Genomic DNA, 21,892 nt, shown 5'->3' with positions numbered 1-21,892 from the left:
ATAAAACGGGAAAATGACAGGCGGATACAAGCGTCCAATAAATCCAAACACCGAAAGACGGATATACATAAAAACAGGTGTGCATGGGAGGAGAATATGCTTTATAAAAAAGAAAATAGACTGACTGATCAGGAATTTAAAAATCCCGGCAAGGAATACCGGGCGGCCCCGTTCTGGGCGTGGAATGGAAAGGTAAAAAAGGAAATCCTGAAAAAACAGATAGAGGATTTTAAGGAAATGGGCATGGGAGGATTTCATATTCATTCCCGCATCGGACTTGATACGCCCTATTTGGAAGACGAATTTATGGAATGTGTCAAATACTGCTGCCGTTTGGGAAAAGAAAAGGACCTGCTGACATGGCTGTACGATGAAGACAAGTGGCCTTCCGGTTACGGCGGCGGGCGGGTAACCAGGGAAGAAGGATTCAGAAACCGGTATCTTTTATTTTCTAAAAATATCTATGAAGATGGACAAATGGTGGAACGAAATCTGCCGCCCAGAAGGGTGACCGCAGATGGAACCGCCCGTCTCCTGATGAAATACAGGGTGACGCTGAGTGGAGAAAATCTGGCGGAGTATGAAGCCTGTCCGCTGGGCCGGGAGTTTGTGGGCTGTAAACAAGAGGCGGATATCTGGTATGCGTATTTAATCGTGACCGGGGAATTGTCCTGGTTCAACGATTCCGCCTATGTGGATGTGCTGAACCCGGAAGCCATAAAAAGGTTTACCCAGGTCACCCACGATGTGTATTACAGGGAGGTGGGAGAAGAATTTTCTAAAACCGTTCCCGCCATATTTACCGACGAGCCCCAGATGAACCGTTTTGAAACCCTGCCGTTTCCCCGGGCGGACCGGGAAGTGGGCATCCCCTATACGGAGCGGACGGATAAATTATATGGGCAGAGGTATGGAGAGGGTATTTTGGAGCGCCTGCCTGAAATTTTCTGGGAAAGGGAGGACGGGAGGCCGTTTGTGACCCGTTACCGCTATCTGGACTTCATTTCGGAACAGTTTACCTGTTCTTATGCTGAAACAATCGGGCGCTGGTGCCGGGAACACGGGATTATGATGACCGGCCATCTGATGATGGAGCCCACTCTGGATTCCCAGTCCCGGCATATCGGAGAGGCAATGCGTTCTTACCGGGAATTTGGGCTGCCGGGTATCGATATGCTGGCAGACCGGCATGAATACACCACGGCAAAACAGGCCCAGAGCGCTTCAAGGCAGTTTGGCTGTCCTGGCGTAATCAGCGAATTGTACGGAGTGACAAACTGGAATTTCGATTTCCGGGGACACAAGCACCAGGGGGACTGGCAGGCGGCGCTGGGTGTTACAGTGCGGGTTCCCCATCTGTCCTGGATGTACATGGGAGGGGAATCCAAACGGGATTATCCCGCCCCCATTGACGCCCATTCGCCCTGGTATCGGCGTTACCGCTTGATCGAAGACCATTTTGCCAGGCTGAATACGGTGATGACCAGGGGAAAGGCCAGAGTTAGGATGGCGGTAATCCATCCCATAGAAAGCTATTGGATGTACATGGGGCCGGATTCAGCCAACGCCCAAAAACGCCGGGAACTGGAGCGCAATTTTTCAGATATAACCCAATGGCTTTTATTTGGCCTGTGTGATTTTGACTATATTTCCGAAGCCCTGCTGCCACGTCAATACGGCGGAGCGCGGGGGAAAAATTTGTGTGTGGGAGAGATGGAATATGAGGCCGTGATCGTGCCCGGCTTGGTTACAATGCGGAGGACGACCCTTTCTATATTGAAGGAATTTAGAAAACAGGGGGGAACGGTTATTTTCGCCGGAGACCTTCCCGGGTATGTGGATGGAATGGCCAGTGAAGAGGCGGTGGAATTTGCGGGAAAATGCCTGCGGACTGGATTTGAGAGACAGAAAATTAAAGAGGTATTGGAACCATTCTGCGAAGTGATGATTGTCAATGAACGGTATCTTCCGGAAGAGAACCTATTGTACCAGATGAGGGACGATGGAGGCGTCCGCTGGCTGTTTTTGGCAAACGGCAGGATCATAAATGCCATGGAAACGGAAAATCTGGGCCGGGAAGTGAATACTAAAAAAATATCAGTATATGTGAAGGGGAGATTTCAGGTATTTGTCTACGATACGATGACAGGTGGAATTTATCAAATGGAATCAGCAGTGGAAGGAAATAAAACCAGAATCGATACGTTCTTTTACAGCCATGATTCCCTTTTGCTCAGGCTGGTGCCGGAAGGAATTCTCGAAAGCACAGCCGTTCCGGAAGGGACTTCTATCCAAGAGAATTCATCCGCCCCGATGCCCAGTCTTCTTCCCTGCTTCAATTTGAAACAACTCCCATCCCATGAATTAAATACCTGTGGAACCTGCATCCGTTTTCCGCCCCGCACAGAATACAGCCTGAAAGAGCCCAACATCCTGCTCCTCGATATGGCCCGTTACCGGCTGGATCAGGGGCAGTGGCAGGAACGGGAAGAACTGCTGCGGATCGATAACCGGATCAGGAAACAGGCGGGATATGGGATGAGAACCGACAGCTTTCCACAACCCTGGCTGGAATCAGGAGAACCGGTGAAAGAACACTGTGTGGAACTTCTGTTTGAAGTGGAATCGGAAACAGAGGCTATAGATGTCTGCCTGGCTTTTGAAGGGGATCAGGATGTAACCGTAGAATGGAATGGGGAACCCGGAAAGGAAAAAAACAGCAGAGGTAACTATTTAGATGATTCCATACGGAAAATTGGGCTGGGAAAAGTGAAAAAAGGAATCAACCGGCTTAAAATGACAATTCCTTTCGGGTCCAAAACGAATCTGGAATGGTGCTATCTGCTGGGCTGTTTTTCCGTGTTTACAGGGGGAGGCCGGTCAGTTATAATTGAAAAGCCCCAGAAGATCGGCTTTGGAGATTATTCTGTCCAGGGATTTCCGTTTTATGGAGGAAATTTTGCCTACCATGTGAAGGTGGATACGCCAAAAGGCAGGGGAATTCTGGAGATTCCCAATTACCGCGGCGCTTTGATGGATGTATGGGCGGATGGAACGTACTGTGATGCCGTATTTATGGAACCTTACAGAGCTGATTTGGGCATTTTGGCTGCCGGAACCCATGAAATTACGATCCTGCTCTATGGAACCAGGATTAACATGTTCGGACAGCTTCATAACTGTGATGAAAAAGAGGCATATTGGGGGCCTAAAACGTGGAGAACCCAGGGAACATCCTGGACGTATACCTACCGGCTTCACGAAAACGGTATATTAACCGAGCCGCTGCTCTATGTCATACCCGGTAAATAAGGAAGATTTCTATGAAAAAAACAAAGAATTTCCTGCAAAAGCTGGTTGTTTCCTATCTGGTAATAGCCCTGATTCCCGTCATCGGCTTTTTAACCGCATTCGGAATTAACCGGTACTATGAAACAGAAAAAAATACCATGTCCAGGCTGACCTCCTCCGCGGAAACGGTGTCCGCCCAGATGGACCGGATTTACAGCGATATGGCGTTTATCTCCATCGATCTTTTGAGCCGGGGGGATTTCTATGCCACCACCAAAAAGCTGTATTACAATTCCAGAACGCCTCAGAGCCAGAGGGAGTATTACAGGATTCTGGTGGACAATATGGTCACCTACTCTTTGGCAAATTCCATTTACCAGGTGATCTTTTTTAACCCGGAAGGTTATTTTATCAGCAATTATCATTATAATATCGATTATCATTATGGCAGCAGGATTGACCAGAATCTCATAGACGGACTTCCCTGGCTTCCCGGCGTGCAGGAGAAGGAAGGGGCGGAGCTTTTGCTTCCTGTGGGTAAAAATGCGTTTTTTGAACATGATACGGATGTAATTGGACTTGGACGGGCGATCCGTGATCCGGGCAGCATTATCGGATACATAATCGTTCAGGCGGATATGGATCAACTGTCTTATGTCTTTGAAAGCAGCAGCCTGTTTCACGCAGGGGTCCGGGTATTGTCGGAAGACCGGGTGATCTACGAAAACGGGCTGTTTCCCGGGGAACAGGATTATGGACGGTATCTGATGGTTTCAAAAGATTCGCCTTCCACCGGAATCACTATCATGATGGCGAAAACAAAGGCGGACGTACTGAAAGAAGCTATGGACGCATTTTTACCGCTGATTGTGCAGGGAATTGTGATGCTGGCCATCATGATCTGCTGTATTGTCATCTATTCCAGAAAGCTGTCCCGCCCATTAATCGCCTTTACAAAGAGGCTGGAAAAGGTTACGCTGGATAATCTGGATATGGAATCGGAGTTTGAAGAATACCACGACTATTATGAGATCGAATACCTGTGCCATGCCTTTGCGGATATGAGAAACAGGCTGAATTTTATGATCAATGAAACCATTGTGTACAAGAGCCTGCAGATGGAGGAGCGGTTCCGGGCCCTGCAGTCCCAGATGAACCCTCATTTTATGTACAATACGCTGAATGTGATTGGGATCATGGGGCTGGAAAGCGGCAATAACCGGATCAATGATGCCTGCATCAAGCTGTCGGAGCTTTTGCGGTATTCCATTTCCGATCCGTACAGCAATTCCACGTTTGCAGAGGAATTTGACAATATTGAATCCTATCTGGAACTGATGAAGCTCAGATATGAGCATAAACTCAGTTACCGGATCAGCCTGGATGAGAGGCTGGAATCCCTGGAACTTCCCAAACTGGTTCTCCAGCCCTTTGTGGAAAATGCGCTGGAACACGCATTTGATAAGGAACACCGGTCCATCCACGTTCATTTGAGCGGAGAATTGGAAAATGACCGCTGGAAGATCGTCATTTCCGACAATGGAAAGGGATTCACCAAAGACAGCCTGGATTCGCTGAATAAAGAAGTGGAAAATTTCATTCAAAATGATTATGACAGAACTAAAAAAGCAGCCCGGACGGGCGGGATCGGCGTGAGGAATACCATTGCCCGTTTGGATCTTTATTATGAGGGATTTACATATTCCTTCTCAAATGCTCAGGCAGGGGGAGCCGTTGTGGTTTTATCTTCCTGTTTAAAAGAAAAAGGTGGTAAAGATGCTTCAGTTTAAAGTATTGATCGCGGAAGACGAACCTCCTGTAGCCAGATATATCAAGACTTTGGTAGAAGAAGCAGGAGGTTATGCGGTAGTCGGATTATGTGAAGACGGGGAAGAGGCGTTGGAACAGATCCGCATGACGGGCCCCGACCTTTTGATCTCCGATATCAAGATGAACGGAATGACCGGTCTGGAACTGATCCACCAGGCCAGATCTGAATACCCACAGCTTTTATCCGTGATTATCAGCGGATACAAGATGTTTGAATACGCCCAGGAGGCCATCAAGTTAAATACGGTGGACTATTTGTTAAAGCCCATTAACCGGGAAGAATTTTTCAAGGTGATGGAGAGGATCCGGGATACCCTGATGCAGGATTACCGTACGAAAAGGCGGAAACATCTTGAATTCCTGTTTTTAGGAGGAATGGAGGAAGAGGACGCGGTGATAGAGACTGCTGTCTATTTTCCATTTCCATTTGTCCGCATCATGATGCTTCACAGAAACGGAAACAAGGACCTTCTGATGGAAGAGGCGGGGCGGCAGATAAAAAAACTGGGGGATAAGGCTATCTGCGCTGTGCCTTATAAAAATGCGGTGGTTCTGCTGGAAGGATTGGAAAGCAGGGAAAGGAAAGAAACCAATCTGGATAAAATACAGACCGTTTTCATGGCTGACGATAGAACCAAAGGAACTGTCACTTCGGTCACCGGAGAGGATATTGTGGCTTCTAATGATATGACTGCTGCGATTAAGCAGTTATATCATTTTTTAAAACGAAGGGTGAGCCTGAAGAAAAGCAGGAAGTTCCGATACCCGTCTGATAAATCGGAAATGCCGGTAAGAGGGAACATGGATCAGGAACTGATGGACAAACTGACGTCTTCCTTTTATTTAAAAAACGGCAGGCAGTTTGAACAGAGTTTTGAACAGTTGTTTCAATGCTGGGAGAGAGAGGACCGGCCAGTATATGAGATAAAAACCGCCTGTTACCTCATTATCGGAAAATGGAATCAGATTGAGAACATGCATCTGGATGTGACCGGCATGAATGAGCAGATTGATGAAAGCGTGCAGATTTCCAGGAATTTTGACGAATTGAAGAAAAATATATGGGAGGGGTTCAGGGAAGTCTTTCTCTGCCAGGAAGAGAATAAGGCGGATTCCCAAAAGCGGGCGGAAACGCTTTACCGTCAGATCACGTCCTGGATCAGCCATAATCTGAAGGAAAATCCGTCCCTTCAGGAAATCGGGCAGATGTTCGGCGTCAGCCAGCCTTATATCAGCAAATTGTTCCGCACCTATTCCGGGGGATCGTTTAAAGAATATGTGCTGAGGAAGAAGATCGATACCGCGGTTTCCCTGATGGAAGAGAATCCGGCTGCATTTATTAAAGATATTGCGGAACAGGTGGGATTTGACCAGTTGTATTTCAGTACGGTCTTCCACCGGATGATGGGGCAGTATCCGTCACAATACAGGGAAAAACTGGGGGAACAGGGAAAGAAAAAACAAGATTCTATGGAATAAAAAATGCTGCTGCAATACATGCAGCAGCAATCTGACCTATCCGGGAATCGAACCCGGGTTTCCGCCGTGAGAGGGCGGTGTCTTAACCGCTTGACCAATAGGCCTTAATGAAGCGAACTTGGATATAATATCATGAAAGTGAGAAAAATGCAAGGAAAAGTTTTATTTTTTTGCCTATATTTTTTAGGCCTAATTTTCAGACACACTCTAGTTTACTCTTTCCCAAATTTCCCGCTTCCATGATAAGTATCACAGATACAGGAATAAAGCTGTCCGCACTCTTTGCACCGGATGGCGTAATACATCAAATCATCTTTCCAGTAACCATCCGGAGTTTTAGGATTCTCCAATTCAAAATTAGACGACACTTTCTCAAAACCACCGTTTTCTATTAAGCATTTTATCATCCCGATGCAGGCCAGTAAATCCGAAGGGACTTTGATTTTTAATGCAGTTAATTGGGAGCAGGTTTTACAGCCTGTCTCATGTAACGTCTTATCTGTCATATATATTTCCACCTCTCTGAATTTCATTGAATTAAAAATCCCTCATAGGATTGCCTGAGCCGGTTCAAAAGCGCCGGTTTATTAAGAGGTTCCAATTCCAGATCACTTAAACTGAACCAGGAAAAGCAGGCCTCTTTTTTTATCAAATCCCCAAATTCAGTATCGGCTATGCCCTTATACTCAACCTCAGTGATTTTCCTTCCTATAGCATCTTCACAGGTGATGGAAATGGGCGAATGTTCATCATATTGAGTTGTTTTAAATGCCAGAATCTGTTCGGTGAGTTTTCCGTCAGCTAGGGAAACTGCCCGCTTATTTTCATAACTGAGATCCATACCGTCTTTTATCAGATCGTCAAAAATGAAATAATATGCGCAATATTCAGGATCATAATATACAGGGGCGCTTTCCGTCACCAGATCGGCTCCCGAATCCAGTTCCCTGTTTTCCAATGGACATTCTTCCAGCCCGTCTAAAGTTTCCTTTACCTCATAATAAACACTGTCCGTATACCGGCCGCTGCCCTGTAGAATGGAGCAGATTAACTCCAGCCTTCCATTCTGGTCAAGGTCGGTGACAGCATACATATGATTAGTTCCGCTGTAGTGATCAGGTGGCCATAGGTAGTTATCTGAAATGATTTGAAGCTGTTTTTCTATCGTTCCATCTGCTGTCCCGTTCTTTGTTTCTGCCTGCGGAGGAGGGCTGGTGTGGTTTGCGCAGCCGGACAGGATGATTAAAAGGGCGGCTGTTATAGTCAATATTTTTTTCATAGTTTCCTTTTTACTGAAGCGCCTTATCTACAATTTACAGTGGTAATACCGCAGGGGAGCAGCGGATTTTGATTTCAGTGTAGAATATTGGCGGAAACTTGTCAATTCATTTTACCAGGCCACATATATTCCAATATCTGTTATAATTATAAAAAATAAGGAAAACGTTTATAAAGGATGGTACATTATGACCTTGGAATCACTGCAATATGTATATGCCGCTTACAAATTCGGTTCCTATAAAGAGGCGGCATTTGCCCTGTCTGTCTCCTATTCCGTAGTTGCTAAACAGGTGTCCCGGGTGGAGGAAGAACTGGGAGTTAAGCTGTTCGAACGGGCCAGCAAATCGAAGGAAATGAACCTGACACTGGCGGGAGAAGTGCTGATTGGCGAGATTAAAACCATTATAAAAGCATATGAAAAGATGCAGAACAGCATTGACGGCCTGGGGCGGGACCGGAGAAAACGGCTCCGCATCGGCTATGGGCAGTATCTCCCCTGCGAAGAAGAAATTGACATACTTGCCATGTTCAATAAAAGATATCCTGATATCGCCCTGTCCCAAAAGGAGGCGTCGCCGGAAGATCTTAGAAAGCAGTTGTCAGCCGGACTTTTACATGGAATTTTCGTGGCGTTTTTGGGCAGCAACGCATATCAAAGGGCGGAGGTACTCTATCCGTCGGAGGAGTACGAAAAAGACCAGGTCAGCGTGAACTGCGGTTTTCATTTTTTAATGTCCGGGAAAAATCCTTTGGCTGATTGTTTATATTTTGACAAAAAAGACAGGGATCTGCTTCTTGGACAGACCATTATCATAACCAATACGGCCGATAGTGAACGGAAAAAAGTGCCTCCATATCTGTCGAATTATCTTGGAACCTCAAAAGAACAGATGAAGGTCCGGTTTTTAGACAGCTCAAACCTGCCTTTGCTGCCGTTGATTCTCCAGGACGGAGATTATATTTATCCTACTGCCCGAAGATTTACCGGAAATATAGATCATATCACCGGGATTCCGGTGGTGGACTGGGAAATTCCGGTCTATCTGTATTTTATCTGCGCAAAAGAGAGTGACAATCCGTCCTTGAACCTGTTCCGCCAATGTGTGAAAGAGTATTCCGTTAAAAATAAATAAATGGATATCCGATGCCCCGACAAACAGCAGCTTGCGGCCATACCGCATGTATGGCCGCAGGCTGCTGTTTGCCAGGGTATTTTTGTTTGCCATTTCCGACATTTTTAATTCAAAATCGGATTTGCAAAAGAGGGCGTGAAACTTTAATATAAATTTAACGTAATAGTTTAGGACAGCGGGAAAATTGAATGGGCATCCAGTACTTCTTGACCGTTTTTCGGTCAGGATGATGAGCTGTTTTTAACTATTAAAATAATAAGTCAGAATGGAGGATCATATGCAGAACATAACGAAAACCTTATTTTGTGATGTGGCGGTCATCGGCGGCGGCGCAGGCGGATGTGCGGCGGCCATCGAGTGCGGGAGAAAAGGGCTTCATACCATTTTATTTGAAAAAGGGGTGACCTTAGGCGGCCTGGCAACCAATGGTTATGTGCCTCAGATCGCAGGCGGGATTGAAGGGATCTGTCTGGAATTTGCCCAACGCCTGGATGCGGTGGGACAGCTCCGGAAGAGGGATCCCAGCAAAGATTACTACCGGAACCCGTCCTTTGAGCCGGAGTACGGAAAAATTGTACTGGAAGACATGGTGTTCGAGGCCGGAAGCCGGGTGATCTATGACTCCACCTGTATTGATACTGTTGTGGAAGACGGCGTCATTAAATCGGCCGTATTTTATACAAAAGGCGGGCTTATCCAGGTAAAGGCTAAAATATTCATCGACAGTACGGGAGACGGGGATGTGGCGGCATTGTCCGGCGTTCCCTATGAAGTGGGAGGCCAGGATTTTGCAGGGCTTAATATGTCCACCACCCAGGGTTCCCGCTGGTCAGGGGCGGATTTAATAAGATACCAGCAGGCAGAAGACCGTTGGAAAGCCCAGCAGAAGGAAAATGGGGTTGAACATCCGCTGCCTTTGGTCTATGTGCTGGAAGAAGAAGCGATTAAGAGGGGGGAAATGGCCCGGCATGTCTGCAACCGTGTGTCCGGATTTTTCCGCGTCCTTCTGCCCAATACGCCGGATGATAATGCGGAATTCGTTACATTTTCATTTCACAGCTATTACTGCCATAACACGGATGCGGAGGACATTTCCAGGCAGATTCTGGAACAGCATCAATTGATGAAACAGTTCCATAAATTCCTGAAAAATAATGTGCCAGGATTTGAAAATCTGAGGCTGACGGGAACCGGATCCCTTCCGGGAGTGAGGGACAGCCGCCGTATATTCGGCGATTACATGCTGAAAGCCCGGGATGTGGCCTGCGGTGTGAAATTCGAGGACGGAATCGCCAGATTCCCGGAGATGTTTGATACCCATCATCCTACCAGCGGCGACTGGGTATTCATGCGCCATATCCACATACCGGAGCCGGAAGGCAGCGCCGTCTGCGAATCAGATCACATTGGCCGGGACTGCGATGCCAATATGCATCCTTTCGGAGTTCCGGAAGGAATACCGGCCCGCTCCAATCCTCAGGACTGGTGTGAAATCCCATACCGCTGTCTTCTGCCGGAAGGGATCGAGAACCTGCTATGCGCGGGGCGCTGCTGTTCAGCGGAATTCCATGCCAACGGAGCCATGAGAATCATCGGTCCGGCTATGGGCACCGGCCATGCGGCTGGCCTGGCGGCTGACATCGCGATCCGTGAAAAGGTGCGTCCGCGGGATATCGATGGATGCCGCATACGGAAACTGCTGATTGAGGAAGGGGTGGATTTAGACCAGCCTTGTGACGGCTATTGGAAAGAATTAAGAGATATGGATTGTGATTTGGTTATTAATGGCGGGGATGCGATTACCTGCGTGCCTAAGAGATCATAACCGGCTTTGTGGTGAAGCGGAGAGGGGGATTATAGATGTCTGCGGATAAAAAGCAACAGAGTTTTATATCATATGTTTGGAAAATGGTTGTGGGTATTTTCTTTCTGTTTGGCTTTGGATTCATATGTCCGTCGTGGGGCGGAATCACCCGCCAGGGGATTACCGCTATCGGTATTTTCATTGGGACGGTTTGGATGATCGTCATGGGATTTAACCTGATTCCAAGCTGTATCCTGTCCATGGCGGCCAGCCTGATGTCGGGTTTTTATACTTCTGCAACCCTGTTAACCAGCACATTTGGTTCGGCAACCATCGTGCAGTTGTTTTTCTGCTATGCCCTGTGCCAGGCTCTTATTATCACCGGAGCGGGGGAATTCTTTGCGAAATGGATCATCAGCCGGAGAAAAATCCAGGGAAGGCCATTTTTGTTCAGCGCCTCATTTATGATTGCGGTGTTCTGTCTGGGGGCATTTGTGGGCACGGTTGGAGGCCTGATCCTGGCCTATACGATACAGGATTACATAAAGGATACCATCGGTTACGAGGAGGACAGCGACTGGCATATGATCACCTGTCTGGGGCTGCAGACCAGCGCCATGATCGGTTCATCCCTGCTGCCGTTTAAGGGGATTGCCCTCTCCATATTCAACAGCATTATGGAACCTCTGGCCGCGCTGGGATTCGAGTTAAATTTCGCCATTTATATGATCAGCATTACCATATTTTTCGCACTGTATGTCATTGCATTCAACCTGTTCTCCCTTTACATATTCCGCATCGACATGAGCAGATTAAAATCCTTTGACATCACGAAAATGGAGGGGATGCAGAATCTGAGAATTACAAAACAACAGAAACTGGTGAGCCTGGTGGTTTTGTGCGGCATGATGTATTCCATTCTGCTTCTGTTTATTCCCAAATCCACCGGCTTTTACGGCTGGTTCAGCGGAATCGGGCAGCCGCTGTGGTTTGCTCTCATGGTATCGATTATCTGTCTGTTTAAAGTGGATAATAAACCGGTGGTCAATCCGGAGCAGTTGTTTGGAAAGATCTTTTGGGGCGTGGTGCTGGCGATCGCCGCATTTACGGCGGTTGGGGCTATGCTGAGCAATAATGATCTGGGAGTTAAGACGTGGCTGTCTGTCCTTTTGGGGCCGCTGTTTGAAGATATGGCGTTTCCGGTATTCATGCTGGTGCTGGTTGGAACCGCTACGGTTATCACCAACTTCTTCTCAAACCTGGCTACGGGCCTGATTATCGGCAGTCTGGTATCTCCGTTTGTGGTCATTTATGCTACTGTTAACGGGTATAACGGTTCTGTTATCGGCGCGGCTCTGGCCTGCTCCTGTTTCTTTGCATTTTTAACCATGGCATCCGCGGGCCCCGCGCCGCTTTTGCTGGGGAAACCGGGATATATTAAAAGGCCCGGCTTCATCTGGACACATGGGGTGCCGGTGATGCTGATGGGGATTGGATTGATGTGGATTACATTTACTGCTATTGCGGTGGTGTGTTAAGGGGGAACGCAGGAAATTTAGTTGTGAGAATTACGTAGAAAAGCGGTGGGAGGCGGCGGCCGGAGGGCCGGATTTTTGGTTGTGGCCGGGCAGGACAAAATCCTGCGGGGATGAAGGCCGGCTTCCAACCGTAAGTGAAACTAAGGCTGCAGGGATGGAAAAAGACGGTCCGATGCCCATTCACGGTGAACTCTTTATGGGACTTCACCGTTCAGTGGGCATCTCAGAAACTGATTTGGTTTTCAGTTTCTGCCCGTCTTTTTCCATCCCTGCAGCCTAATTTTCCCTAACGATTTCCAGATGGCCTTCATCCCCGCAGGATTTTGTCCTGCCCGGCCACAACCAAAAATCCGGCCCTCCGGCCGCCGCCTCCTACCGCTTTTCTGCTGGTTTTCTCAGGCCAAATTTGTGGAATGTAGTTTTGGCAGCGAGTGGGTATTAATTAAAAACGGTTATTTTAAGCAGCCTTTTTTACATTGAAAGTCAACAAAATGGATGTTCTCAAATTGGGGAAAACAGTTAAAAATAGCATATTGATTTATATTCCCTTTAGGTTAAAAAGATGGCTTATTCTTTGATGTAAACCTTCAGGATTTCTCCGATATACATGGTATGATAATCTTTATTCGGATACATTTTTGTTCCAGAGAACACCGGCACCGCCCCAACTGGCTGTCATGGTATTGAAACCGTTGGCATCTCCAGCGGTAATCAGCATCCATTCTTTTCCGATCTTTGTAAATGGGTTAAAATTCAGTTCTTCCGGTGTTATTTCTTTAAAATTCAATGTCTATTTTCCTCCTTTTTATTTGAAGTCAGCACATCGCTGGAAAAATAATGATATAATTATAGCTGAATATAGTGGAAACATCAATCAAGGATTCGATTGCCGGAAACTGTTTTCTCAGGCAGTTGGTCGGACAAACGGTCAGGCATCAGGTCAGGCAACTGCTCAGTTATCCGTCTGTCTGATTGTAAACGGCATAAAATAAAAGTAAAATTACATAGGAGCGGAGGATCAATTGAATGAAAAATTTTACAAGGGACGATTTATTATTTTCTCTTTGCGGTCTGAACTGCGGGCTTTGCCCGATGAAACTTAATAAATACTGTCCCGGCTGCGGAGGGGGAGAAGGCAACCAGACGTGTGCCATCGCAAGGTGCAGTTTGGCCCATCAAGGAGTTTCCTATTGTTTTCAATGCCCGGAGTACCCCTGTGTAAGATACGAGGGAATCGATGAATTTGATTCATTTATCACGCATAAAAACCGCAGGAAGGATTTTCAGAGGTTCCAAAACATCGGGCCTGATTCCTATCAGGCGGAACAGAAAGAAAAAATGGAGATGTTAGAGCGGCTGCTGACCGAATATAATGACGGGAGACGGAAGGGGTTTTTCTGCGCTGCGGTCAATCTGCTGGAAATCCAGGATCTCAGGGCCGTAATGTCAGAGATAACTGACGGACAGGAAAATGCCTCTCAGCCGGTAAAAGAGAAAGCCTTAAAAGCCGTAAACGCCTTCCAATCCATGGCTGTTCAGAAAAATGTGGAGATAAAACTCCGCAAAAAGCCCCGTTGAGCATATGAAAGATAAATCATTACAGTCGCTGTCGTTATATGAATGGTGCATGGAAAATAAACAGGAACATCTTTTGAAAGAATGGGATTATATCAGGAATAAAGGCATGACTCCGGACAATATCCGGTACACCTGCTGTAAACGGGCCTGCTGGATCCGCTATGAAGAGCGGTTTGGGAAGATGTGGGAACTGCGCTGGGAAACCAGCGTGTGGAACCGCACCCAGAATAAATCCGGCTGCCCCTATTTGACCAGGCCGGTGAAAAAACTGCTGTCCGGTTTTAATGATTTCCAGTCCATGCATCCCCGGCTGGCAGCCGAATGGGATGACCGGAAAAACTCTCTGTCCGCCAATCAGGTGCCGTCTGGCACCCAGAAAAAATATTGGTGGAAAATGACTGTTGAGAGAGAGGGGAAAGAATACGAATTGAGCTGGCAGGCATCTGTCCAGGGCCGTGTGAGGGGGAGCGGCTGCCCCTATTTGAGCGGTTTTGCCATATATCCGGGATTTAATGATTTAAAATCCACCCATCCCCGGCTGGCAGCCGAATATATGGAGCGGAATGAAGAGAGGGCAGAGGAAATCTCCTTTGGATGCAACCGGAAGAAATGGTGGAAATGCAGCCGGTGCGGCCACGAGTGGCGGTGTACCCCCAACGCCAGGACCAATTTAAAGTCGGGCTGCCCCAAATGCCATGAATACGCGTCCACATCATTCTGCGAACAGGCCGTCCTTTTTTATATGAAAAAGGCATTTCCCGGCAAAAAGATCGTAAACAGGGACGTATCCCTTGGCTATGAAATTGATGTTCTGATCTATGACATCAACGGGAAAATGCTGGGCATCGAATATTCCGGCGAATGGGCCCATGCTGCGGCAAAAAAGAAGGAGTTGGATAAGAAAAAGAGGCAGCAGGCCAAAAAGGATGAAATCCTGCTCTTTGGCCTGACCGAGGACAGCAGCCTGGCGGAAATCTCAGTTTGCGGAAGGGAAATCCGCTTTCCTGCCAAAAAAAAGTCCAATTTACATATGAACGATGTGCTGCCGGTCCTGTTTCGTGAGGTCGGACAAACCCTGAACCTGGAACTCAGATGTGAAGTCTCGGTTGAAAAAGATGAATATGCGGTCAGGGAGCAATGGAGTCAGGCCCTGTATGAAAAGAGCTTTGGAACCAGGTTTCCCCAATTGGCGGAGCAGTTTGACAAAGAGCACAACGGCAATCTGTCGCCCTACGGATTTTTGCCATTCAGCGCGGTGGAGGCCGTCTGGTGCCACACCACCCAAGCCGGAATCATCCATACATGGAAAGCCAGTTTTGCAAAACGGGCCTCCGGCGAAGGATGCCCTTTCTGTGCGGGAAAAAGGATTTTAGCAGGGGATAATGACTTTGAATCCCTGGAACCGGAACTGCTGGCGTGCTGGGATTTTGAAAAGAATAGACGCCATCCGTCAGAACTCACCCGCTATTCGCACGAGCCGGCCTGCTGGTTTCACGTGGTAAATGGAGTCCGCCATGAATGGGAGGCGTCCCTGAATACGATGGTGAGTAACCGTAACATCAGAAAAGGCGGTTCCTCCGGCTGTCCGGTCTGTTCCGGAAAAGTGATCATATCCGGAATCAATGATCTGGCCACCACCCACAAGGAGCTGTTGGGGGAGTGGGATTATGGGAGAAATGAGAAGCTGTCCATTTTCCCGGATAAAATATCCTATGGATACGATAAAAGGGTTTTCTGGATTCATACAGTCCTAAAAGACGGAAAAGAATTTGTCCATCAATGGGCCGCAAGCCCCAACAGCCGCACCAACAGCCATTCCGGCTGCCCGTATTGTAAGAATAAAGCGGTTCTAAAAGGTTTCAATGATCTGGAAACCATATATCCTCAGATCGCCGGAAAATGGGATCACTCTAAGAACCAGAACGGCCCGGATTCCTACACCCCCGGCTCCTCGAAAAGTGTGTACTGGACGGACCGGCCCCATGCAGTAAAGATTTCCGACCGGACGAAATATTTGAGGAAGGTTCCCTTCCCGCCTAAGCTTCCGGCATTGGCCAGCCCAATCCGTTAAAAGGCCGGCACCCGTCCGGTCAAAGCCCTTTAGAGGAGTTATTGGTTCACAAAAAAAGCCCCGCAGTCAAGTTACTGCAGGGCTTTTGTAGTAGCGGAAATTGGACTTGAACCAACGACACCACGGGTATGAACCGTGTGCTCTAGCCAGCTGAGCTATTCCGCCACAAATGATCCGTCAAATAGTATTGCATAAATTTGGAAAAAAGTCAATAGATTTTTTTGTAATTATTTGTAACTTAACCTCATTTGTGTTAGAATATACCCATTGTGATCAAAATCCGGTATGGAAAATAATGGATTGTAGGAGATGAACGAAGCAGATGAGACGAGAAGTGGATCTTAAAGAAATATCAGATGGAAAGCTGTATGGGTTAAATGATATGGTAAAAGCGGACTGCAATGACTGCCAGGGCTGTTCTGCCTGCTGTCAGGGAATGGGATCATCCATTCTTTTGGACCCGCTTGACGTACACAGGCTTACCGTAAACCTTCAAAAGACATTTGAAGAACTGCTGGCAGAGCGGATTGAATTAAATGTGGTGGACGGAATCATTCTGCCCAACCTTAAAATGAGCGGGGAAACAGGGCGGTGTTCCTTTTTAAGTGAAAACGGCCGCTGTACCATTCATGAATTCCGCCCCGGAATCTGCCGCATTTTCCCCCTGGGAAGATATTACGACGGCCGGGGATTCCAGTATTTTTTACAGGTTCACGAGTGCAGAAAAGAGAATAAAACAAAAGTAAAGGTGCGCAAATGGATTGATACGCCGGACGTGAAAAAGAATGAACAATTCATTACGGACTGGCATTATTTCCTGGTCCGGCTTCAGGAACTGGCGGCGCAGAATCCGGGGCAGGAAAACGCTAAAAAGATCAGCCTATTTGTTCTGAACTCATTTTTTATGACGCCTTATAAAAAGGATGTTGATTTCTATGAACAATTTTCGGAGAGGCTGGCTGAGGCAGGAACGCAGTTGAGAATTTGAAATTCCCAGCGCATGCTTATGCAAAAAAGCTTAGGATTAGGGGAGAAAAATGAAAAAAAGTCAGAATTTTACAGAAGGCAGTATCCTGCCTGCGTTGGTTAAATTTGCGCTTCCGGTGCTGTTTGCAATCTTTTTACAGACCATGTACGGCGCGGTGGATATGCTGATCGTGGGCCAGTTCAGCACAGCGGCTGAAATATCAGCGGTATCCACAGGAAGCTGGATCATGCAGACGGTCACAGGCGCCATTGTGGGACTGGCCATGGGAACCACCATACTTCTGGGGCAGAAGATCGGAGAGAAGAAGAACGAGGAGGCCGGAAGGGTGGTGGGAGCCAGCATCTGCCTCTTTGCCCTGATCGGCGTTGTCATTATGATTCTCATGCAGATACTGGCGGTTCCGGTGGCGCGGCTGATGAAAGCCCCGGATGCGGCCTTTGCCAGCACGGTGATGTATATCAGAATCTGCGCCATGGGTTCCATATTTATTGTGGCTTATAATGTGCTGGGCAGCATTTTCCGCGGTATGGGCAATTCCAGAATGCCTCTTATCACTGTGGCCATTGCCTGTGTGATGAACATCATTGGAGATCTTATATTGGTGGGCGTGTTTCACATGGCCGCTGCCGGAGCTGCCGCCGCGACCGTAATGGCCCAGGCAGTCAGCGTGCTTTTGTCCCTGCTCATTATAAGGAAACAGGGGCTTCCCTTTGAATTCTCAAAAAAATGCGTCCGGTTTGAAAAGCAGATCATCAGAAAAGTGGTGGAGCTGGGGTTCCCAATCGCGTTCCAGGACATGCTGGTATCCATTTCATTTTTAGCCATAACGGCCATTGTAAATGAACTGGGCGTTGTTCCTTCGGCGGGAGTGGGAGTTGCGGAGAAAATCTGCGGCTTTATTCTGCTGGTTCCATCCGCCTATATGCAGTCCATTTCCGCATTCGTGGCTCAGAATGTGGGAGCAAAAAAGCCGGAGCGGGCAAAGCGGGCTCTGGCTTACGGAATTTTAACCTCTTTGGGAGTGGGGGTATTTCTGGCGTGGTTTTCATTTTTCCACGGGGATATTCTGGCGGGCGTCTTTAACCGTGAGACAGAGGTGGTGGCTGCCGCCGCCGATTATCTGAAGGCATATGCCATCGACTGTCTGCTGGTTTCCTTCATGTTCTGCTTTACCGGCTATTTCAACGGATGCGGAAAAACAGGATTTGTCATGATCCAGGGGATCGCGGGGGCCTTCGGCGTCAGGATTCCGGTTTCCTATCTGATGAGCCGGATCGTGCCGGTATCCTTGTTCCGCATTGGGCTGGCAACCCCGTGTTCCACATTTCTGCAGATCATCCTGTGCGTATGGTATTTTATCAGGATGGAAAAGCAGGCTTCAAACACGCATTAGCTCTTTCCCTCTTCCTTTACCTCGTGAAGCGCCGACAGGCCAAATGGAACCGCGATGCAGAAGGTCAGGATATCGGATATGGGCTGCGTCATCTGAATCCCTTTTAAAGCCAGAAAATGAATGGCGGTAAAAAGCACCGGTATGAACACAATTCCCTGCCGGGACATGGACAGGACGGAAGCCCTCACTGTTTTTCTGGTAGTCTGAAGGTACATGTTGGTGATCGTCACCCAGCCCAGAAACGGGAATACCAGGCTCTGATAGCGGAGGGCCTGGGCGCCTATGCGGATGAGTTCCGGGTCATTGGCGCGGAATAACCGGACGATGGATTCCGCGAAGATAAAGCCGAAAATACCGAGAGTGCTCATAGCCACAGTGGAAACCCGGATACAGAACCAAAATGCCTTTTTAACCCGTTCATACAGCTTGGCGCCGTAATTAAACCCGCATACAGGCTGGAATCCCTGCCCGAAGCCTAAAAGGGCGGAAGACGAGATGATGGTAATCCGGTTGACAACGGAAAATGCGGCGATTGCCGAATCCCCGTAAAATCCGGCTGCCTGGTTTAAGCAGATGGTTGCAATGCTGGCCAGCCCCTGGCGGCAGAGCGAAGGCAGGCCGCCTGCGATAATCTCTCTGTATGCACGGACAGAAGGGGAAAATGCTTTCCAGTGTATTTTAACCCCGTCTCCCTGTCCGCTCATGTGGAGCAGGATCAGAAAGCTGGTGAACTGGGATACGGCGGTGGCCAGTGCGGCTCCGCTGACGCCCATTTTCAGGCCAAAGATCAGCAGCGGGTCCAGGATGATATTTAAAATGGCCCCTGTTGAAATGCCGACCATGGCTTTTCTGGCGTTGCCCTGCAGCCTCATCTGGTTATTCATGACGAGAGAGCACATCATGAATGGGGTTGCCAGCAGTATGTATTTGAAGTAGCTGCGGGCATCCGGCAGGATCGTGTCGGTGGCGCCCAGGCCGGTTAGTAGGGGATTCATCAGTAAAAAGCATGGCGTTAAAAGAAGCAGGCCAAAGATCAGCGCGGAAAAGAAACCATTTGCCGCCATTTTCTCCGCGTCTTTTGTCTCCTGGCGTCCCAGGGCCCGGGAGATATAGTTTCCGGAACCGTGGCCGAAGAAAAAGGATACGGCCTGGATCAGGGCCATATAGGGAAATACGACGCCGATGGCGGCCGTCGCCTGGGTGCTGACCTTACCAACGAAAAATGTATCCGCCATATTGTAAAAAGCGCTCACCAGCATGCTGATAATAGAAGGAACCGCCATACTGCACACCAGTTTTTCCACCGGGTCCTCAGTCATATGACGGAATTTCTGCTTTTGCAGTTCTGTATTCATCATAACCTCACATTCCGCCGCCTTTGCGGCTTTTTTTAATTATTTGCTTTCCAGCATTTGGATAAATGAATGGATGACATAGCGGTAGCTGTCTTCAATCTCTACCGAAGACCTGAAAAATCCGGCGTGCTCCAGCGATATGAAACCATGCATGCAGCTTCGCAGCATCCGTCCGGCATGGACCTGTTCTTCCCTTGACGGGCAGAATGGCGACAGCTTGCCGTAGAGATCCGCCATCAGCGTCCGTCCGGCATTGGAAAAATCGTCGTCATCCAATTCAGGGATCAAAAGAATGAGCTGGTAGAGTTCCGGGTTTTCCAGGGCGAACCGGCGGTAAGCGGCAGCCAGCGCTTCGACGGCGTCCAGACCCATTTTTCCCTCTGTGGCGTCACGGATGGACTGTTTGAGATTGTGAAGAACCCTTTCACCGACTTTTGCCACCAGCTTTTTGGAATTGGGAATATGGTTGTAAAGGGAGGCTGTTTTTATCCCTAATTCTGCGGCCAGCCCATGAAGAGAGAAGTTTTGATAACCGTTCTCAGCAATCAGCCTGGCTGAGGTTTCGATGATGATGTCTTCCGTCAATCCTTTTCGCGCCATAGCTCAGACCCCTCCTTTCCTGTTAACTAACACTATTAGTTTTAAAGTGAGTATAAACTAATAGTGTTAGTTCGTCAAGACGGCAGTTTGTACATAGTATAAAATGAGGTAACCGTTCACAGCCCATGCTGGCGGACCCGGCCTGGCGGCCGTGCCGCTTTGCGGGGTTCCGTCTTCCGCCGTTTGAACTCATAGTTTCGGCCAGGACAACTCTAAGACCGGAAGGGGATAGAAATAAGGGGACCGATGACATTCATCAAGAAGCCCTGAAGGCCTTCTCGATTCAGGTCCTCTGAAAATCTGACTTTGAAGGTCAGGTTTTCCCCTTTATTTCTATCCCCTTCCAGTCTAAGAGTTGTCGATGGGCCTGCAAAAATCGTTCAAACGGCGGAAGGCGGAGCCCCGCAAAGCGGCACGGCCGCCAGGCCAGGTCCGCCAGCGTGGGCTGTGAACAAAAACAACCGTTCAGACAGGTCTGCGCATTTACTGCGCAGACCGTACGAAAACATAGAGGATGCGTAACCGTTCAGACTTGTCTGAACGGTTACGAAATGAGAAAAACGAACATATCCTATTAGTATATATTGTTAGAATGGGTTGGGTGAAATGTGAAAAATACAATTTTTAAAGGTGTGGGAACCGCCATTGTAACGCCTATGGATGAATCGGGAAATATTGATTTTGTTTCCCTTGGAAGGCTGCTGGAATTCCAGCTCGGCCACGGCGCGGATGCCATTATCGCCGCAGGAACCACTGGAGAGAGCGCAGTCTTAGAGGACTGGGAGATCATCGCTCTGGCCGAATATGTAATAAGATATGTGGATCACAGGATTCCGGTGATCGTGGGGACGGGAAGCAATAACACGGCCCATTCCATATTTTTGTCGAAAGAAGCGGAAAACCTGGGGGCGGACGGCCTGTTGCTGGTGACTCCCTATTATAACAAAACATCTCAAAAGGGGCTGGTACAGCATTTTACGGCCATTGGCGACAGCGTGGATCTTCCTATGATCATCTACAATGTGCCCAGCCGTACGGGGATGGATATCAATCCGGAAACTTATCTGGAACTGTCCGCCCATCCCAATATTTGCGGGATAAAGGAAGCGTCCGGCAACTTTGCCCGGATCGCTGAAACAGCGGGATTATGCGAAGGCCGGCTGGACCTGTATTCAGGGAATGACAACCAGACCCTGCCTGTTTTAGCGCTGGGAGGGCACGGGGTGATCTCTGTTTTAGGCAATCTGATGCCGGAAGAAATGCACGATCTCTGCTGTCATTATTTCAGCGGGAAAGTGGGAAAGAGCAGAAGGCTTCAACTGTCCCTGCTGGATCTTATGAACGCTTTGTTCAGCGATGTGAACCCCATTCCAGTGAAATCAGCGCTCAGCATGATGGGAATCTGCGGGGATTTCTGCCGCCTGCCTTTAATTCCCTTTGACGGGGAGCGGAAGGAAGAACTGAGGAAAATCATGGAAAAACACGGGCTGATTTCTTCATTTTCCCCTTCTGCGGTTGCAAATGAGGCTTCCTTATAATAAAATAAGCCTT

Annotated in this window: 16 protein-coding genes, 2 tRNA genes and 1 pseudogene; 12 read left to right on the top strand and 7 right to left on the bottom strand. The window is 48.2% G+C overall.

Annotation, left to right across the window (positions count from 1 at the left end):
- Window positions 1-96: 96 nt before the first annotated feature.
- Genes GPL15_RS25305 through GPL15_RS25295 form a run of 3 tightly spaced genes read left to right on the top strand, consistent with a single transcriptional unit; the run spans window position 97 to window position 6,600 of the window.
- A complete protein-coding gene (locus GPL15_RS25305) occupies window positions 97-3,312 on the top strand; it encodes a hypothetical protein (RefSeq protein WP_215701452.1) in 3,216 nt (1,071 codons plus the stop codon).
- Window positions 3,313-3,323: 11 nt separating this feature from the next.
- Window positions 3,324-5,081, top strand: a complete 1,758-nt coding sequence (locus GPL15_RS25300; protein ID WP_215701451.1) for a histidine kinase — start codon at window positions 3,324-3,326, stop codon at window positions 5,079-5,081.
- Window positions 5,068-6,600, top strand: a complete 1,533-nt coding sequence (locus tag GPL15_RS25295) for a response regulator (RefSeq protein WP_215701450.1) — start codon at window positions 5,068-5,070, stop codon at window positions 6,598-6,600. The genes GPL15_RS25300 and GPL15_RS25295 overlap by 14 nt, the downstream gene beginning before the upstream one ends.
- Window positions 6,601-6,632: 32 nt before the next feature.
- On the opposite strand, the gene GPL15_RS25290 is transcribed toward GPL15_RS25295, so the two are convergent.
- From GPL15_RS25290 to GPL15_RS25280, 3 genes are all read right to left on the bottom strand, one after another.
- Window positions 6,633-6,704 (bottom strand) — tRNA-Glu (locus GPL15_RS25290).
- 108 nt (window positions 6,705-6,812) lie between these two features.
- Window positions 6,813-7,106 carry a hypothetical protein gene (locus tag GPL15_RS25285; protein WP_252198623.1) on the bottom strand — a complete coding sequence of 98 codons (294 nt, stop codon included), beginning with the start codon at window positions 7,104-7,106 and terminating at the stop codon, window positions 6,813-6,815.
- Window positions 7,107-7,129: 23 nt separating this feature from the next.
- Window positions 7,130-7,879 (bottom strand): hypothetical protein, encoded by a 750-nt coding sequence (locus tag GPL15_RS25280; RefSeq protein ID WP_215701449.1) that lies wholly within the window; start codon window positions 7,877-7,879, stop codon window positions 7,130-7,132.
- Between the two features lie 187 nt (window positions 7,880-8,066).
- Here GPL15_RS25280 and GPL15_RS25275 point away from each other — a divergent pair, with 187 nt between their 5' ends.
- The 4 genes from GPL15_RS25275 (at window position 8,067) to GPL15_RS25260 (ending at window position 12,636) form a co-directional block, all read left to right on the top strand.
- Window positions 8,067-9,014, top strand: coding sequence for a LysR family transcriptional regulator (locus GPL15_RS25275; protein ID WP_215701448.1), 948 nt, complete (start codon window positions 8,067-8,069; stop codon window positions 9,012-9,014).
- Window positions 9,015-9,291: 277 nt separating this feature from the next.
- Window positions 9,292-10,839 carry an FAD-dependent oxidoreductase gene (locus GPL15_RS25270; RefSeq protein WP_215701447.1) on the top strand — a complete coding sequence of 516 codons (1,548 nt, stop codon included), beginning with the start codon at window positions 9,292-9,294 and terminating at the stop codon, window positions 10,837-10,839.
- A gap of 35 nt (window positions 10,840-10,874) precedes the next feature.
- On the top strand, window positions 10,875-12,356 hold the full coding sequence (locus GPL15_RS25265) for a hypothetical protein (RefSeq protein ID WP_215701446.1): 1,482 nt from the start codon (window positions 10,875-10,877) through the stop codon (window positions 12,354-12,356).
- A gap of 79 nt (window positions 12,357-12,435) precedes the next feature.
- Window positions 12,436-12,636: a hypothetical protein gene (locus tag GPL15_RS25260; protein ID WP_215701445.1), complete on the top strand. Its 201-nt coding sequence runs from the start codon at window positions 12,436-12,438 to the stop codon at window positions 12,634-12,636.
- A gap of 351 nt (window positions 12,637-12,987) precedes the next feature.
- Here GPL15_RS25260 and GPL15_RS25255 read toward each other — a convergent pair.
- Window positions 12,988-13,143 (bottom strand): annotated as a pseudogene (locus GPL15_RS25255) (flavin reductase family protein); the annotation flags it as partial.
- Window positions 13,144-13,382: 239 nt separating this feature from the next.
- Here GPL15_RS25255 and GPL15_RS25250 point away from each other — a divergent pair.
- Entirely contained in the window at window positions 13,383-13,934 is a 552-nt protein-coding gene (locus GPL15_RS25250; RefSeq protein ID WP_215701444.1) for a DUF3795 domain-containing protein, read from the top strand.
- A 49-nt stretch (window positions 13,935-13,983) separates the two neighbouring features.
- Window positions 13,984-16,005 (top strand): zinc-ribbon domain-containing protein, encoded by a 2,022-nt coding sequence (locus GPL15_RS25245; protein ID WP_215701443.1) that lies wholly within the window; start codon window positions 13,984-13,986, stop codon window positions 16,003-16,005.
- Between the two features lie 91 nt (window positions 16,006-16,096).
- Here the strand turns inward: GPL15_RS25245 and GPL15_RS25240 are convergent.
- A tRNA-Met gene (locus GPL15_RS25240) sits at window positions 16,097-16,170 on the bottom strand.
- Between the two features lie 157 nt (window positions 16,171-16,327).
- On the opposite strand from GPL15_RS25240, the gene GPL15_RS25235 reads away from it, so the two are divergent.
- Together GPL15_RS25235 and GPL15_RS25230 are read left to right on the top strand one after the other, a co-directional pair.
- Window positions 16,328-16,993: a YkgJ family cysteine cluster protein gene (locus GPL15_RS25235; RefSeq protein WP_215701442.1), complete on the top strand. Its 666-nt coding sequence runs from the start codon at window positions 16,328-16,330 to the stop codon at window positions 16,991-16,993.
- A gap of 49 nt (window positions 16,994-17,042) precedes the next feature.
- Window positions 17,043-18,386, top strand: a complete 1,344-nt coding sequence (locus GPL15_RS25230; RefSeq protein ID WP_215701441.1) for an MATE family efflux transporter — start codon at window positions 17,043-17,045, stop codon at window positions 18,384-18,386.
- Here GPL15_RS25230 and GPL15_RS25225 read toward each other — a convergent pair.
- Together GPL15_RS25225 and GPL15_RS25220 are read right to left on the bottom strand one after the other, a co-directional pair.
- Window positions 18,383-19,744 carry an MATE family efflux transporter gene (locus GPL15_RS25225; protein ID WP_252198622.1) on the bottom strand — a complete coding sequence of 454 codons (1,362 nt, stop codon included), beginning with the start codon at window positions 19,742-19,744 and terminating at the stop codon, window positions 18,383-18,385. The two genes, GPL15_RS25230 and GPL15_RS25225, sit on opposite strands and share 4 nt — an antisense overlap.
- Before the next feature lie 36 nt (window positions 19,745-19,780).
- Entirely contained in the window at window positions 19,781-20,341 is a 561-nt protein-coding gene (locus GPL15_RS25220; protein WP_215701440.1) for a TetR/AcrR family transcriptional regulator, read from the bottom strand.
- A 608-nt stretch (window positions 20,342-20,949) separates the two neighbouring features.
- On the opposite strand from GPL15_RS25220, the gene dapA reads away from it, so the two are divergent.
- A complete protein-coding gene (gene dapA / locus GPL15_RS25215; protein ID WP_215701439.1) occupies window positions 20,950-21,879 on the top strand; it encodes a 4-hydroxy-tetrahydrodipicolinate synthase in 930 nt (309 codons plus the stop codon).
- Window positions 21,880-21,892 lie beyond the last annotated feature (13 nt).

Origin of the sequence: Clostridium sp. MCC353, from assembly GCF_018785315.1 — a bacterium.
Lineage (GTDB): Bacteria > Bacillota > Clostridia > Lachnospirales > Lachnospiraceae > CHH4-2.
The sequence above is the reverse complement of the archived record's forward strand: the minus strand, read 5'-3'. Positions and strand labels throughout refer to the sequence as shown.

Coding starts and splice junctions, on each gene's coding strand:
- GPL15_RS25250 (WP_215701444.1), top strand. CDS start 13,383: ATGAAAAATTTTACAAGGGACGATTTATTATTTTCTCTTTGCGGTCTG.
- GPL15_RS25220 (WP_215701440.1), bottom strand. CDS start 20,341: ATGGCGCGAAAAGGATTGACGGAAGACATCATCATCGAAACCTCAGCC.
- GPL15_RS25270 (WP_215701447.1), top strand. CDS start 9,292: ATGCAGAACATAACGAAAACCTTATTTTGTGATGTGGCGGTCATCGGC.
- GPL15_RS25230 (WP_215701441.1), top strand. CDS start 17,043: ATGAAAAAAAGTCAGAATTTTACAGAAGGCAGTATCCTGCCTGCGTTG.
- GPL15_RS25295 (WP_215701450.1), top strand. CDS start 5,068: ATGCTTCAGTTTAAAGTATTGATCGCGGAAGACGAACCTCCTGTAGCC.
- GPL15_RS25305 (WP_215701452.1), top strand. CDS start 97: ATGCTTTATAAAAAAGAAAATAGACTGACTGATCAGGAATTTAAAAAT.
- GPL15_RS25265 (WP_215701446.1), top strand. CDS start 10,875: ATGTCTGCGGATAAAAAGCAACAGAGTTTTATATCATATGTTTGGAAA.
- GPL15_RS25245 (WP_215701443.1), top strand. CDS start 13,984: ATGGAAAATAAACAGGAACATCTTTTGAAAGAATGGGATTATATCAGG.
- GPL15_RS25300 (WP_215701451.1), top strand. CDS start 3,324: ATGAAAAAAACAAAGAATTTCCTGCAAAAGCTGGTTGTTTCCTATCTG.
- GPL15_RS25275 (WP_215701448.1), top strand. CDS start 8,067: ATGACCTTGGAATCACTGCAATATGTATATGCCGCTTACAAATTCGGT.
- GPL15_RS25280 (WP_215701449.1), bottom strand. CDS start 7,879: ATGAAAAAAATATTGACTATAACAGCCGCCCTTTTAATCATCCTGTCC.
- GPL15_RS25235 (WP_215701442.1), top strand. CDS start 16,328: ATGAGACGAGAAGTGGATCTTAAAGAAATATCAGATGGAAAGCTGTAT.
- GPL15_RS25225 (WP_252198622.1), bottom strand. CDS start 19,744: ATGATGAATACAGAACTGCAAAAGCAGAAATTCCGTCATATGACTGAG.
- GPL15_RS25285 (WP_252198623.1), bottom strand. CDS start 7,106: ATGACAGATAAGACGTTACATGAGACAGGCTGTAAAACCTGCTCCCAA.